This is a genomic window from Pseudomonas sp. NPDC012596, assembly GCF_042902325.1.
Classification (GTDB): Bacteria; Pseudomonadota; Gammaproteobacteria; order Pseudomonadales; family Pseudomonadaceae; genus Aquipseudomonas.
This window is the reverse complement of record NZ_JBIBEB010000008.1, coordinates 82,754-96,528: the sequence shown is the minus strand read 5'-3', so window position 1 is coordinate 96,528 and position 13,775 is coordinate 82,754. Positions and strand designations below refer to the sequence as shown.

13 protein-coding genes are annotated in these 13,775 nt (G+C 62.4%); 11 read left to right on the top strand and 2 right to left on the bottom strand.

The features are described from left to right. Window positions 1–80: 80 nt before the first annotated feature. Window positions 81–3,380, bottom strand: coding sequence for a ribonuclease E (rne, locus tag ACFY68_RS12260; protein WP_387527340.1), 3,300 nt, complete (start codon window positions 3,378–3,380; stop codon window positions 81–83). Between the two features lie 811 nt (window positions 3,381–4,191). Between rne and rluC the strand changes: the two genes are divergently transcribed. The 3 genes from rluC to ACFY68_RS12245 are packed head-to-tail and all read left to right on the top strand — an operon-like array spanning window position 4,192 to window position 6,824. Then, window positions 4,192–5,148: a 23S rRNA pseudouridine(955/2504/2580) synthase RluC gene (gene rluC / locus ACFY68_RS12255; RefSeq protein WP_346613715.1), complete on the top strand. Its 957-nt coding sequence runs from the start codon at window positions 4,192–4,194 to the stop codon at window positions 5,146–5,148. 3 nt (window positions 5,149–5,151) lie between these two features. Beyond that, on the top strand, window positions 5,152–5,832 hold the full coding sequence (locus ACFY68_RS12250; protein WP_387527336.1) for an HAD family hydrolase: 681 nt from the start codon (window positions 5,152–5,154) through the stop codon (window positions 5,830–5,832). Between the two features lie 2 nt (window positions 5,833–5,834). Then, window positions 5,835–6,824: a S49 family peptidase gene (locus tag ACFY68_RS12245; protein ID WP_387527333.1), complete on the top strand. Its 990-nt coding sequence runs from the start codon at window positions 5,835–5,837 to the stop codon at window positions 6,822–6,824. Window positions 6,825–6,863: 39 nt separating this feature from the next. On the opposite strand, the gene ACFY68_RS12240 is transcribed toward ACFY68_RS12245, so the two are convergent. Then, window positions 6,864–7,442, bottom strand: a complete 579-nt coding sequence (locus ACFY68_RS12240) for a Maf family protein (RefSeq protein ID WP_387527330.1) — start codon at window positions 7,440–7,442, stop codon at window positions 6,864–6,866. Between the two features lie 96 nt (window positions 7,443–7,538). Here ACFY68_RS12240 and ACFY68_RS12235 point away from each other — a divergent pair, with 96 nt between their 5' ends. The 8 genes from ACFY68_RS12235 (at window position 7,539) to pabC (ending at window position 13,772) form a co-directional block, all read left to right on the top strand. Continuing rightward, a complete protein-coding gene (locus ACFY68_RS12235; protein WP_346613719.1) occupies window positions 7,539–8,066 on the top strand; it encodes a YceD family protein in 528 nt (175 codons plus the stop codon). Between the two features lie 13 nt (window positions 8,067–8,079). Next, on the top strand, window positions 8,080–8,262 hold the full coding sequence (gene rpmF, locus ACFY68_RS12230) for a 50S ribosomal protein L32 (protein WP_016485486.1): 183 nt from the start codon (window positions 8,080–8,082) through the stop codon (window positions 8,260–8,262). A 3-nt stretch (window positions 8,263–8,265) separates the two neighbouring features. Then, window positions 8,266–9,276 (top strand): phosphate acyltransferase PlsX, encoded by a 1,011-nt coding sequence (plsX, locus tag ACFY68_RS12225; RefSeq protein ID WP_346613721.1) that lies wholly within the window; start codon window positions 8,266–8,268, stop codon window positions 9,274–9,276. A gap of 127 nt (window positions 9,277–9,403) precedes the next feature. Further along, window positions 9,404–10,342: an ACP S-malonyltransferase gene (fabD, locus tag ACFY68_RS12220; protein WP_346613722.1), complete on the top strand. Its 939-nt coding sequence runs from the start codon at window positions 9,404–9,406 to the stop codon at window positions 10,340–10,342. 16 nt (window positions 10,343–10,358) lie between these two features. After that, a complete protein-coding gene (gene fabG, locus ACFY68_RS12215; protein WP_387527323.1) occupies window positions 10,359–11,099 on the top strand; it encodes a 3-oxoacyl-ACP reductase FabG in 741 nt (246 codons plus the stop codon). 203 nt (window positions 11,100–11,302) lie between these two features. Continuing rightward, entirely contained in the window at window positions 11,303–11,539 is a 237-nt protein-coding gene (acpP, locus tag ACFY68_RS12210; RefSeq protein WP_008096410.1) for an acyl carrier protein, read from the top strand. Window positions 11,540–11,712: 173 nt separating this feature from the next. Beyond that, window positions 11,713–12,957: a beta-ketoacyl-ACP synthase II gene (gene fabF, locus ACFY68_RS12205; protein WP_387527319.1), complete on the top strand. Its 1,245-nt coding sequence runs from the start codon at window positions 11,713–11,715 to the stop codon at window positions 12,955–12,957. Beyond that, the gene (pabC, locus tag ACFY68_RS12200) at window positions 12,957–13,772 is read left to right on the top strand and encodes an aminodeoxychorismate lyase (RefSeq protein WP_387527317.1); all 816 of its coding nucleotides are present in this window, start codon (window positions 12,957–12,959) and stop codon (window positions 13,770–13,772) included. The genes fabF and pabC overlap by 1 nt, the downstream gene beginning before the upstream one ends. The last annotated feature ends 3 nt before the right edge of the window (window positions 13,773–13,775 follow it).

Here is a 13,775-nt window from a genome sequence, read left to right as displayed (position 1 = left end):
GCCGGCACTGATAAAAAAGCCCGCCAAGAAAAAGCCCCGCCAGTTCGCACTGGCGGGGCTTTTTCATTCAGCCGTGGCTATCAACCGTGATGAGGCTTGTGCTCATCGGCAGTTTCCAGCGCTGGCTCGGCAGCGGCAGCTTCCTGCGCAGCCTTGGCGGCAGCTTCGGCTTCACGCTTGCGGCGGCGCACTTCACGTGGGTCGTTAGGCGCGCGGCCGTTTGCCAGCATCACGGTAGCGGCTTCGACCACGGCCGGTGTTTCGACCGGGGCGGGCTCGGCAACCACAGGTGCTACCTCGGCAGCGACAGGTGTTGCTTGGACAGCGACTTGAGGCTGGGCTTCGACGACCGGAGCAGGTTGCTCGGCAACCGGCGCTTGTTCGACGACAACTGGCGCTTTCTCGGCTTCACCGGCCTCGACGGCTGGCGCTTCGACCGCGGCCTCGACAGGCGCCTGGGTAGCGACTACCGGCTCAACTGCTGGGGCTTCTTCGACAACAGGCTGCGGCGTTACTTCGACCACAGGCTCGGCAGTCACTTCAACCGCGGCGACTGGCTCGCTGACCGGCTGCTCGACCACTGGCGCGATGGCAACGTCTTCAGCCTGGGCAACAGGTTCAACCTGCTCGGCCGCCTGGGCAACTTCGCTGTTGTCGGTGGCAGCCGTTTCGGCGCTGGCACGTTCGGCTTGCTGGTTGGCTTCGGCTTCGGCACCGGCACTGATGTTGCTGGTGGCGACTGCGGCGGTGACGGCCAGGCCGGCGGCCAGTTCGGCACCCAGCTCGGTAGCCTGGTGCTGTTGTGGTTGCTCGTCGCTGCCTTCTTCGTCGCTGCCGTCGATCAGGTCACCATTGGCATTGCGCTGGCGCTCACGACGGTTGCTGCGACGACGCTGGCCACGGGAGCGGCGGCGTGGACGTTCGTCATCCGAACCTTCCTGCTCGTCCTGCAGCAGCTCTTCGTTTGGCAGTTGCTCTTCGGCAAGCTCGGCAGCCTTTTCTGCGGCCTGTTCGGCTTCGAGGGGCTGACGTTCTTCGCGGGCAGGGCGTGGCTGGCGTTCTTCACGTGGTGCGCGCTCTTCGCGAGGTGCGCGTTCTTCACGTGGAGCGCGTTCTTCGCGAGGTGCACGCTCTTCGCGTGGGGCACGTTCTTCACGTGGGGCGCGTTCTTCGCGAGGTGCGCGTTCTTCACGCGGTGCACGCTCTTCGCGTGGGGCACGTTCTTCACGTGGTGCACGCTCTTCGCGAGGTGCGCGTTCTTCACGTGGCGCGCGCTCTTCGCGGGCTACCGGTGCTGCGTCCAGAGGTTCGCGCAGTTCGCGGACGCGTTCCTCGCGGTTGCCGCGGCGGTCTTCGCGTGGCTGGCGTGGTGCGCGTTCCTCGCGAGGTGCGCGCTCTTCACGGGGTGCGCGTTCTTCGCGTGGGGCACGTTCTTCACGAGGGGCGCGCTCTTCGCGGGGCGCACGTTCTTCGCGCGGGGCGCGTTCGGTACGTTCTTCGCGCGGTGCACGTTCTTCACGTGGCTTTCGCTCTTCGTCACGACGGCCGTTGCGGTTGCGGCTCTGCTGGCGGCCGTTGCGACGCTCTTCGTTGCGTTGAGTGCGCTCGGCAGCTGGCTTCTCGGCAGCGACGACAGGCGCGGCGGCAGGCTCTTCCTTGCCTGCGAAAAGGCTGACCAGCGACTTCACCAGGCCTTTGAACAGGCTTGGCTCTGGCACGCTTGGTGCTGGCGCTGCAGGCGCAGCAGGCTGTTGCTCTTCTGCGGCGCTCGGTACCGGGGCATTGGTGCGCGGCGGGGCAGTCTTGACGGCAGCTTCCTGGCGAACCAGGGTGCGCGTGGCGGCCTGCTGCGGCACTTCTTCGGTTTCGGTGGCGGCGATTTCGTAGCTGGACTGGTTGTTCAGCACTTCGGGGTTGTCGTCGCGCAGGCGCTGGACTTCGAAGTGCGGGGTTTCCAGGTGATCGTTCGGCAGAATGATGATGCGCGCACGGGTGCGCAGTTCGATCTTGGTGATCGAATTGCGCTTCTCGTTGAGCAGGAACGCGGCCACCGGGATCGGCACCTGGGCACGCACCTCGGCGGTACGATCTTTCAGGGCTTCTTCTTCGATCAGGCGCAGGATCGCCAGCGACAGCGACTCGACATCACGGATGATGCCGGTGCCCGAGCAGCGTGGGCAGACGATACCGCTGCTTTCGCCCAGCGATGGGCGCAGGCGCTGGCGGGACATTTCCAGCAGGCCGAAGCGCGAGATGCGGCCAACCTGGACGCGGGCGCGGTCTGCCTCGAGGCACTCGCGCACACGCTCTTCGACGGCGCGCTGGTTCTTCGCCGGGGTCATGTCGATGAAGTCGATGACGATCAGGCCGCCGATGTCACGCAGGCGCAGCTGGCGGGCGATTTCTTCGGCCGCTTCCAGGTTGGTCTGCAGTGCGGTTTCCTCGATGTCGCTGCCTTTGGTGGCGCGCGCCGAGTTGATGTCGATGGATACCAGGGCTTCGGTCGGGTCGATCACGATCGAGCCGCCGGACGGCAGGTCAACGACGCGCTGGAAGGCGGTTTCGATCTGGCTTTCGATCTGGAAGCGGTTGAACAGCGGCACGCTGTCTTCGTACAGCTTGACCTTGCTGGCGTACTGCGGCATCACCTGGCGGATGAAGGTCAGGGCTTCTTCCTGGGCATCGATGCTGTCGATGAGTACTTCGCCGATGTCCTGGCGCAGGTAATCGCGGATGGCGCGGATGATGACGTTGCTTTCCTGGTAGATCAGGAACGGCGCGGCACGGTCCAGGGACGCTTCCTTGATGGCGGTCCACAGCTGCAGCAGGTAGTCGAGGTCCCACTGCATTTCTTCGCTGCTGCGGCCAAGGCCGGCAGTGCGCACGATCAGGCCCATGTCGCCCGGCACGGTCAGGCCGTTGAGGGCTTCACGCAGCTCGTTGCGCTCTTCGCCTTCGATGCGGCGGGAGATGCCGCCGGCGCGCGGGTTGTTCGGCATCAGCACCAGGTAGCGGCCAGCCAGGCTGATGAAGGTGGTCAGGGCGGCGCCTTTGTTGCCGCGCTCTTCCTTCTCGACCTGGACGATGACTTCCTGGCCTTCGCTCAGGACTTCCTTGATGTTGACGCGGCCTTCAGGGGTTTTCTTGAAGTATTCGCGGGAGATTTCCTTCAGCGGCAGGAAGCCGTGACGTTCGGAGCCGAAGTCGACGAAGGCGGCTTCGAGGCTGGGCTCGATCCGGGTGATCTTGCCTTTGTAGATGTTGGCCTTTTTCTGCTCACGCGCACCGGACTCGATGTCCAGGTCGTAGAGACGTTGGCCGTCCACCAGGGCTACACGCAACTCTTCGGGTTGAGTTGCGTTAATCAGCATTCTTTTCATGTTGTACCGTCGGTTTCCGGGCTGCCGGAAACGGCGTTCGGCACACACGACTTCTCATGGTCGGTGCCAAGGTGCGCAAAGGGTGGCCGGGCCACCCCCGTGTCGAGCAACGTTCGGCACCAGCCGGTTGCCCAGCCTGCCGTTGTCGCGACGACGCGTCCTGTTTGCTGCGGTGCCAAGAGGCCCCTGCGGTATCTGCAGAGATATCCGAATCGATATCCGAATCAACCCAGCAGGCCTCGTGCACTCAGTCAGGAGGAGGAATCAACCGTCAGCCGTGGACGCCCGAGGGGCATCTGTTCAGGACCTTATCCGCTCGCCGGCCATTCACTGGGCCGGTGGCCGGACGCGGTGCTACACGGTCCGAGGGCTGTGCATCTCCACCCTGCACGTATCCCTGATAATTCGGGTGCTGCCGCGCGCTGAATCCGCAACGGGTTGCATTTTTCGCCAGCGCTGGTTTGGCGCTGACGCCATTCATGTCCAAGGCAGGTATTTCCGAAGTATTCGCCGTGCGTTGCGTGGAAGCGACGGGCGGGCAGAGGTGCAGCGAAAAGAATCGGGTAAGCAGGTGAAACACCGCACTTGTCGTTTTTTTTCGGTCTTCTCTACACAGCGCTGGTGGCGATTCCAGGCAATTCGGTAAACTGGCGAAAACCCCGTAGGACGGCCTCGCGTCCTGCAGAATTGCGTAGGTCAGGGACCGGCTAAGGGCCTGGTGCCGCTGGCCTGCCGCTTTTGGCGGCGTTCGCGACTATAGCAGCAATGATTAAGTGCTTCAATTCCATAAAAAATTGTTATCATTCCCGCCATGACGACCAATACCCCTCCGACTTCCGGCGTGCAGCTGATCGAAGTCGCGCCGGAGCTTGCCGGCCAACGCATCGACAATTTCCTTATCACGGCGCTCAAGGGCGTGCCCAAGACGCTGGTCTACCGCATCCTGCGCAAAGGCGAGGTGCGGGTCAACAAGGGCCGCGTCAAACCTGAGTACAAGATCCAGGCCGGCGACATCGTGCGCGTGCCGCCTGTGCGCTTGCCTGAGCGCGACGAGCCGGCGCCGGTGGCCCAGGGGCTGCTGCAGCGCCTGGAAGCCGCCATTGTCTACGAAGACAAGGCGCTGATCGTGATGAACAAACCTTCTGGCATTGCCGTGCATGGCGGCAGCGGCCTGAGCTTTGGTGTGATCGAGGCGCTGCGCCAGCTGCGCCCGGACGCCAAGGAGCTGGAGCTGGTGCACCGCCTGGACCGTGACACGTCGGGCCTGCTGATGATCGCCAAGAAGCGCAGCATGCTGCGCCACCTGCACGCCGCCTTGCGCGGCGATGGCGTCGACAAGCGCTACATGGCGTTGGTGCGCGGCCATTGGCCTACCGCCAAAAAGCAAGTCAATGCGCCGCTGCTCAAGAGCAACCTGCGCTCAGGCGAGCGCATGGTCGAGGTGAACGATGAAGGCAAGGAAGCGCTGACCCTGTTCCGCGTGCTGCGCCGTTTCGGCGAGTTCGCCACCATTGTCGAGGCGCGGCCGATCACTGGGCGTACCCACCAGATCCGCGTGCATGCGCTGCACGCCGGCCACATGATCGCCGGCGACAGCAAATACGGCGATGAAGACTTCAGCCGCGAGATTCGCGAGCTGGGTGGCAAGCGCTTGTTCCTGCATGCCTATGCCCTGACCGTGCCGCTGCCCGATGGGGGTGAGCTCAAGCTGGAGGCGCCAGTGGATGAGGTGTGGGCAAAAACCGTGGAACGTCTGAGTGCGACCTGATTCATGAAAAAACCTTATGAGCTGCTGATCTTCGACTGGGACGGCACGCTGGCCGACTCGATCGGCCGTATCGTCGAAGCGATGAATGCCGCCGCCGAGCGGGCAGGCGAGGCGCCAAGCCCTGAAGTGGCAGTCAAGGGCATCATCGGCCTGGCCCTCGGCGAGGCTATCTCGACCCTGTATCCTCACCTCGATACCGTGCAGGTCGAAACCTTCCGCCAGCACTATGCCAACATCTATATGGCGCTCGATCAGCAGCCTTCGCCGCTGTTCGAGGGTGTGGTCGAATCGCTGGATGCCCTCCGGGCCGAGGGCTATCGCCTGGCGGTGGCGACCGGCAAGGCGCGCCGCGGGCTCGACCGGGTGCTCAAGGCCAATGGTTGGGAGCAATTCTTCGACATCACTCGGGCTGCCGATGAAACCCGCGGCAAGCCACACCCGCTGATGCTCGAGGAGATCCTCAAACACTGTGGCGTCGAACCTGGCCGAGCCGTGATGGTCGGAGATTCGGCGTTCGATCTGCAGATGGCCAGCAATGCCGGTATGCATTCGGTGGCGGTGGGTTATGGGGCCATGTCACTTCAGGCATTGTCCGAATTCGGTCCGCAAGTGTGCATCGATCATTTTTCCCAGTTGCGCGAGTGGCTGGGTGGTTCTGCGCAAATCCAAATCCAAGGTAGGTGAGCATGGCTGAAGAGTGGAAGGCACCTGAGTCTGAACCCGAAGAGCGCGAAGAGCGCAAAAGCTGGAAGCTGCTGGAGAAGACCCTGCTGGCCGGTGTCCAGGAGCAGCGCCGGGCGCGGCGCTGGGGGATCTTCTTCAAGCTGCTGACCTTCGTCTATCTGTTCGGCATATTGGCGCTGTTCCTGCCGTTCACGGACATGGACAAGGCCGCCTCGCGCAGTACCAACCATACGGCGTTGGTGGAGGTGCGCGGGGTTATCGCCGACCAGGAGGCCGCCAGTGCCGACAACCTGGTCAAGAGCCTGCGCGATGCGTTCAAGGACCCCAAGACCAAAGCGGTGATCATGCGTATCAACAGCCCGGGCGGCAGCCCGGTGCAGGCGGGTTATGTGTATGACGAAATCCGCCGGCTGCGCGCCGAGTATCCGGCCATCAAGCTGTATGCGGTGATTGCCGACCTGGGTGCCTCTGGCGCTTATTACATTGCCAGTGCGGCCGACGAGATCTATGCCGACAAGGCCAGCCTGGTGGGCTCCATTGGCGTGACCGCGGCCGGTTACGGTTTTGTTGGGTCGATGGAGAAGTTGGGTGTCGAGCGGCGTACCTACACCGCGGGTGAGCACAAGGCGTTCCTGGATCCGTTTTCGCCGGAGAAACCGGAAGAGCGTGCGTTCTGGCAGGGTGTGCTGAACACCACGCATCAGCAGTTCATTGCCATGGTCAAGCAGGGCAGGGGTGATCGCCTGAAGGATAAGGAGCATCCCGAGTTGTTCAGCGGCCTGGTGTGGTCTGGCGAGCAGGCCAAGGCGCTTGGCCTGGTGGATGGGCTGGGCAGTGCCAGCTACGTGGCGCGTGAGGTTGTGGGGGAGAGGGAGCTGGTCGATTTCACCGTTCAGGAGTCGCCGTTTGATCGCTTCTCCAAGCGCATCGGCGCCAGCGTGGCGGAGCATCTGGCCCTGTACATGGGGCTTCAGGGCCCTACTCTGCGCTGATATGCGTTACGGGGCCACCAGTCGGCCCCCATTTCTACTTCAAGGGATCACCACGCCTTCTGCGGTCAGCATATCCACCAGCCGAATCAGCGGCAGGCCGATCAGGCTGGTGGCATCGCACCCGTGGGTGCTCTTGAACAAACTCACGCCCAGCTCTTCGGCCTTGAAGCTGCCTGCGCAATCGAGCGGCTGCTCTGCGGTCACGTAGCGCTCCACGCGCTCCCGGTCCAGTTCCCGCATCGTCACGGTAAACGGCACGCAATCGACCTGGCATTGCCCTGTGGCACTGTTGAGCAGCGCCAGGCCGGTCAGAAAGGTAACTTGCTGCCCGCTGGCCTCGAGCAACTGCTCGCAGGCGCGCTCGAAGCTATGGGGCTTGCCGAGGATCTGTTCACCCAGTACCGCGACCTGGTCGGAGCCGATGATCAAGTGCCCTGGATGGCTGCTGGCCAGTGCTTCGGCCTTTAGCTGTGCCAGGCGCCGCACCAGTGCCGTAGCGGGCTCGTTATCCAGGCGCCGCTCGTCTAGATCGGGGCTTGCGCAGGTAAAAGGCAGGCGCAGGCGTGCGAGCAGGTCGCGCCGATAAGGTGAGCTGGAAGCCAGCAACAAAGGCAGCATGGTAGACTCCTGTTGAAGTAACCCAAATTCTACCATGCAAGATGCCGCCTAATTTCCTTTGACAGAGGCGGGGGGCATCCCTAGAATGCTGCGCCTATGTTGAATGACCCGATTCCACCTCACGTTGACCCGCGCAAATTAGCCGATCGTGGCGTAACCCTTAACGGTTCGCTGCAACTCGCTGATTTGGAAAGACTCTGCGACCCGCTTTCCGACAATGTCGGTACGGTGCAGGCGAAGTTCGATTTTGAACGAGACGAACAGCACGTTGTGGTTATCCACAGCGAACTGGATGTCGAAGTCAAAATGGTTTGCCAGCGTTGTCTTGAGCTGGTCACCCTGCCGATTCACAGCGAATGTTCATACGCTGTGGTGAAGGAGGGTGCGAATACCCAGTCGTTGCCGAAAGGCTATGACGTGCTGGAACTGGGCGAAGATCCATTGGATCTGCAGGCCTTGATCGAGGAGGAGCTTCTGCTCGCCTTGCCCATTGTGCCTGCTCATCATCCGGAAGAATGCCAGCAGCCGGCGGGCGCAGACGAGCCCGATTCGAGCAAGGACGAGGTATCGCGGTCCAACCCGTTCAGTGTTTTGGCGCAGTTAAAGCGTGACCCAAACGTTTAGGAGTTAATCAATTATGGCTGTTCAGCAGAACAAAAAATCCCGCTCTGCCCGTGACATGCGTCGTTCGCACGACGCCCTGTCCGAAAACGCACTGTCGGTAGAAAAAACCACCGGTGAAATTCACCTGCGTCACCACGTTTCGCCAGAAGGCGTATACCGTGGTCGCAAAGTGATCGACAAGGGCGCTGACGAGTAATCCTTGTCCGCTCAGATCATCGCGATCGACGCAATGGGCGGGGACTTCGGTCCCCGCAGCATTGTCCAGGCTAGCATTGCCTGCCTTTCGGCTACCCCCTCGCTGCACCTGACCCTCGTCGGTCAACCCTCCCTCCTGGAAGATCTTGTCAGTGGCCTTGCGGCTACGGATCGCGCACGTCTGCAAATTGTTGCGGCGAGTGAGGTGATCGGTATGGACGAGCGGCCATCCCAGGCGTTGCGCGGCAAGCCGGACTCGTCGATGCGCATTGCCCTCGAACTGGTGCGTGATGGCAAGGCTCAGGCCTGCGTCAGTGCCGGTAATACCGGTGCACTGATGGCGCTGTCGCGCTTCGTGCTCAAGACCCTGCCGGGCATTGATCGGCCGGCCATGGTGGCGGCTATCCCGACCCAGGCGGGTTACTGTCAGTTGCTCGACTTGGGTGCCAACGTCGACTGCAGCGCCGAGAACCTCTACCAGTTCGCCGTGATGGGCTCGGTGGCCGCCCAGGCCTTGGGTATTCATCGGCCGCGGGTGGCGTTGTTGAATATCGGTACCGAGGACATCAAGGGCAACCAGCAGGTCAAACTGGCCGCCACACTGCTGCAGAATGCACGCGGCCTCAACTATGTCGGCTTCGTCGAAGGTGATGGCCTGTACCGCGGTGAAGCGGACGTGGTGGTGTGCGACGGCTTTGTCGGCAACATCCTGCTCAAATCCAGCGAAGGCCTGGCGACCATGATCGGCGCTCGCATCGAAAAGCTGTTCAAGGGTGGTGTGCTGGCGCGTGCTGCCGGGGCCATGGCCATGCCGTTGCTCAAGCGCCTGCAGGCCGACCTGGCGCCGGCGCGGCACAATGGTGCAAGTTTTCTCGGGTTGCAGGGTATCGTCATCAAGAGCCATGGCTCGGCCGGCGTGCAGGGGTTCCAGAGCGCCATTCAGCGCGCACTGATCGAGATCCAGGAAAACCTGCCGCAGCGCCTGCATGGGCGCCTTGAAGACCTGTTGCCTTAGGCATTTCGCCGATGAAGTGCTTAAATGTGACCGCTTGGTCTGTGTTTCCATCCAAGTTTTCAGATTCTGCGTCTAGCCTCGGGCTCGGCGCACCCTATCCGACGACAAGATCATAAGGGCTTGTTCAATGTCTGCATCCCTCGCATTTGTCTTTCCCGGTCAAGGTTCCCAGTCGCTGGGCATGCTCAATGAACTCGGCGCCGAGAAGCCGGTAATCGTCGAGACCTTCAAGGAAGCGTCCGAAGCTCTGGGCTACGACCTGTGGAAGCTGGTCCAGGAAGGGCCGGAAGAGCAACTCAATCAAACCGACAAGACCCAGCCGGCGATCCTCACTGCCTCCATCGCGCTGTGGCGCCTGTGGCTGGAAGAGGGTGGCGCGAAGCCGGCCTTCGTTTCCGGCCACAGCCTGGGTGAGTACAGTGCGTTGGTCGCGGCTGGCAGCCTGTCGCTCAAAGATGCAGTGAAGCTGGTCAAGCGCCGCGGCGAACTGATGCAAGAGGCTGTGCCTGCCGGTCACGGTGCAATGGCCGCGATTCTTGGGCTGGACGACGCAGTCGTTGTCGATATCTGTGCCAAGGCTGCCGAAGACGAAGTGGTCAGCGCAGTGAATTTCAACTCCCCAGGCCAGGTCGTGATCGCCGGTAACAAGGCGGCGGTAGACCGCGCCATGGCGCTGTGCAAAGAGGCCGGTGCCAAGCGCGCGCTGCCTCTGGCGGTCAGCGTGCCGTCGCACTGCGCACTGATGAAGCCGGCTGCCGAGCGTTTTGCCGAATCGGTCAACGCCATCGAATGGAAGGCCCCACAGATTCCGGTGGTGCAGAACGTCACCGCCGCCATCGCCGCCGACCTCGATGCGCTCAAACATGACTTGCTGGCGCAGCTGTACCAGCCGGTACGCTGGGTCGAGTGCGTGCAGACGCTCGCCGCAAATGGCGCGGTCAACCTGGTCGAGTGCGGCCCGGGCAAGGTGCTGGCTGGCCTGAACAAGCGTTGCGCCGACGGCGTGACCACCTACAACCTCAATACCCCTGACGCCGTCGCCGCCACCCGCGCGGCGCTGGCCTGAATTTGGAGAAGCTTGCATGAGCCTGCAAGGTAAAGTTGCACTGGTTACCGGCGCCAGCCGTGGTATCGGCCAGGCCATCGCCCTCGAGCTGGGCCGCCAGGGCGCGACCGTGATCGGCACCGCCACCTCGGCCTCCGGTGCCGAGCGTATCGCCGCCACCCTCAAAGAGCACGGCATCACCGGTACCGGCATGGAGCTGAACGTGACCAGCGCCGAGTCCGTCGAAGCGGTGCTGGGCGCCATTGGCGAACAGTTCGGTGCGCCGACCATTCTGGTCAACAACGCCGGCATCACCCGCGACAACCTGATGCTGCGCATGAAGGACGACGAGTGGTTCGACGTGATCGACACCAACCTGAACAGCCTCTACCGTTTGTCCAAGGGCGTGCTGCGTGGCATGACCAAGGCGCGTTGGGGTCGTATCATCAGCATCGGCTCGGTCGTTGGTGCAATGGGTAACGCCGGCCAGGCCAACTACGCGGCCGCCAAGGCAGGCCTCGAAGGCTTCAGCCGCGCGCTGGCGCGTGAAGTGGGCTCGCGCGGTATCACCGTCAACTCGGTAACCCCGGGCTTCATCGACACCGACATGACCCGCGAACTGCCAGAAGCTCAGCGCGAAGCGCTGCAGACCCAGATTCCGCTGGGCCGCCTGGGCCAGGCTGACGAAATCGCCAAGGTGGTTTCCTTCCTGGCGTCCGACGGCGCAGCCTATGTCACCGGCGCTACCGTGCCGGTGAACGGCGGGATGTACATGTAATACTGCAACTCAATGTGACGGATTGCTTAAAAAAAGAGTCATACTCCGAGCCTAAAATCCGTTATAAAGCTGCAACCAGATTCCGGACAGAGGGTCGGGTGACTGAACTGAAGGTGTGTTCCGCTTGAAAAGCGAACGTCTTTCTATAAACTTGGTCACCGGCCAGCTGCCTGACATATGTCCATTAGGAGTGAAAACTAGGTATGAGCACCATCGAAGAACGCGTCAAGAAAATCGTCGCCGAGCAACTGGGCGTCAAGGAAGAGGAAGTGACCAACGAGAAGTCCTTCGTCGATGACCTGGGTGCCGATTCGCTTGACACCGTTGAGCTGGTGATGGCTCTGGAAGAGGAATTCGAGACCGAAATCCCTGACGAAGAAGCCGAGAAGATCACTACCGTTCAAGCTGCAATCGACTACGTCAACAGCCACAAGGCCTAAGACGCTGTAGTCGTCGCTTCTTGACGAGAAAAACCGCACTGCCTTTACCGGCGTGCGGTTTTTTCTTTGCGAAGGCCCTGCGTCGATCTGCGGGCTTCGAGAGCCTGTTGCCATTTCATTCCATTGCCTGAATGCAATGGCAAGAGACTCTGTTATTAGAAAAGGAGAGTACTGTGTCGCGTAGACGCGTCGTGGTCACCGGTATGGGTATGCTGTCGCCACTGGGTACCGATGTACCGAGCACCTGGCAGGGCATTCTGGCTGGCCGCAGTGGCATTGGTCCGATCGAGCACACGGATCTGTCTGCCTACTCCACCCGTTTTGGCGGCTCGGTGAAGGGCTTCGAGGTTGAGCAGTACCTGTCGGCCAAGGAAGCTCGCAAGCTCGACCTGTTCATACAGTACGGCTTGGCGGCCGGCTTCCAGGCAGTGCGCAATGCCGGCCTGGAAGTCACTGACGCCAACCGTGAGCGCATCGGCGTGGCCATGGGGTCGGGCATTGGTGGCCTGACCAACATCGAAGAAACCAGCCGTACCTTGCACGAGCAGGGCCCGCGGCGTATTTCGCCGTTCTTCGTGCCGGGTTCGATCATCAATATGATTTCCGGTTTCCTGTCGATCCACCTGGGGCTGCAGGGGCCGAATTACGCCATTGCCACGGCCTGCACCACCGGTACGCACTGCATCGGCATGGCCGCGCGCAACATCGCCTACGGTGAAGCCGACGTGATGATCGCCGGTGGCGCCGAAATGGCGGCCTGCGGTCTCGGCATGGGCGGCTTCGGAGCTTCGCGCGCGTTGTCGACCCGCAACGATGAGCCAATGCGTGCCAGCCGTCCGTGGGACAAGGGCCGTGATGGCTTCGTGCTGTCTGACGGCGCCGGTGCCCTGGTGCTCGAAGAGCTGGAGCACGCCCAGGCTCGCGGTGCGACCATCTACGCCGAGCTGGTCGGCTTCGGCATGAGCGGTGACGCCTATCACATGACTTCGCCGCCCGACAGCGGTGAAGGCGCTGCCCGCTGCATGGCCAACGCCCTGCGTGACGCCGGCGTTCAGCCAAATGAAGTCAGTTACATCAATGCCCACGGTACCTCGACCCCGGCTGGTGATGTCGCCGAAGTCGCGGCGATCAAGCGTGTGTTCGGTGACCACGCCTACAAGCTGGCAGTCAGCTCGACCAAGTCCATGACCGGCCACCTGCTGGGCGCCGCTGGCGCGGTAGAGGCGATCTTCAGCGTGCTGGCAATCAACAGCCAGATGGCGCCGCCGACCATCAACCTGGATGAGCCGGATGAAGGGTGCGACCTCGACTTCGTGCCGCATCAGGCGCGCAGCATGCCGATCGACGTGGTGCTGTCCAACTCGTTCGGCTTTGGTGGCACCAACGGCTCGCTGGTGTTCCGCCGGTTCGCCGGTTGATGCACAGCTGGATCGACGGCCAGCCTGCGACTGCAGTCAACCTGCAGAACCGCGGCCTGGCCTATGGCGATGGCCTGTTCGAGACCATCGCTGTGCGCAATGGCCAGCCCAGCTTGCTGGATGGCCACTTGGCGCGCCTGGCGCTGGGTTGTCAGCGCCTGGCAATCGACGCCGACCTGGCATTGGTGCGTGACGAAATTCTGCGCTATGCCAGCCAGCTCGGCGACGGTGTCGCCAAACTGATCCTCACCCGCGGCGACAGCCAGCGTGGCTACGCCCCGGTTGCCGGTGCCGCGCCGCGCCGTATCCTTCAGGGCAGCCCACTGCCCAGCTATCCTGCCGAACACGCAGAACACGGCGTGCGCCTGTTCCCTTGCCAGACCCGGCTTGGGGAACAACCCCTGCTGGCAGGCCTCAAACACCTCAACCGCCTGGAGCAAGTGCTGGCCCGTGCCGAATGGCAGGACAGCGAACATGCCGAGGGCCTGATGTGTGACGGGCAGGGCAGGGTGGTCGAAGGCGTGTACAGCAATCTTTTCCTTGTACGCGACGGCGTGCTGCTTACCGCCGATCTCAGCCGCTGCGGCGTTGCGGGTGTGATGCGTGGCGCCTTGTTGCAGCAGGCTTACGCACTGGAAATCCCGGTGCAGGTGTGTGACTTGCCATTTGCAGCACTGGAGCAGGCAGACGAAGTGTTCCTCTGCAACAGTGTTTATGGCGTTTGGCCTGTGCGGGCATTTGCTGCGCTGAACTGGTCGCCGGGCCCGCTCACCCGTAAACTGCAGGCCGTTGCCCGTACGTTACTGGATACCTGAATT

Excerpts from the sequence above, each read along its gene's own strand:
- rne (WP_387527340.1), bottom strand. The coding sequence starts at position 3,380 with ATGAAAAGAATGCTGATTAACGCAACTCAACCCGAAGAGTTGCGTGTA.
- rluC (WP_346613715.1), top strand. The coding sequence starts at position 4,192 with ATGACGACCAATACCCCTCCGACTTCCGGCGTGCAGCTGATCGAAGTC.
- ACFY68_RS12250 (WP_387527336.1), top strand. The coding sequence starts at position 5,152 with ATGAAAAAACCTTATGAGCTGCTGATCTTCGACTGGGACGGCACGCTG.
- ACFY68_RS12245 (WP_387527333.1), top strand. The coding sequence starts at position 5,835 with ATGGCTGAAGAGTGGAAGGCACCTGAGTCTGAACCCGAAGAGCGCGAA.
- ACFY68_RS12240 (WP_387527330.1), bottom strand. The coding sequence starts at position 7,442 with ATGCTGCCTTTGTTGCTGGCTTCCAGCTCACCTTATCGGCGCGACCTG.
- ACFY68_RS12235 (WP_346613719.1), top strand. The coding sequence starts at position 7,539 with ATGTTGAATGACCCGATTCCACCTCACGTTGACCCGCGCAAATTAGCC.
- rpmF (WP_016485486.1), top strand. The coding sequence starts at position 8,080 with ATGGCTGTTCAGCAGAACAAAAAATCCCGCTCTGCCCGTGACATGCGT.
- fabD (WP_346613722.1), top strand. The coding sequence starts at position 9,404 with ATGTCTGCATCCCTCGCATTTGTCTTTCCCGGTCAAGGTTCCCAGTCG.
- fabG (WP_387527323.1), top strand. The coding sequence starts at position 10,359 with ATGAGCCTGCAAGGTAAAGTTGCACTGGTTACCGGCGCCAGCCGTGGT.
- acpP (WP_008096410.1), top strand. The coding sequence starts at position 11,303 with ATGAGCACCATCGAAGAACGCGTCAAGAAAATCGTCGCCGAGCAACTG.
- pabC (WP_387527317.1), top strand. The coding sequence starts at position 12,957 with ATGCACAGCTGGATCGACGGCCAGCCTGCGACTGCAGTCAACCTGCAG.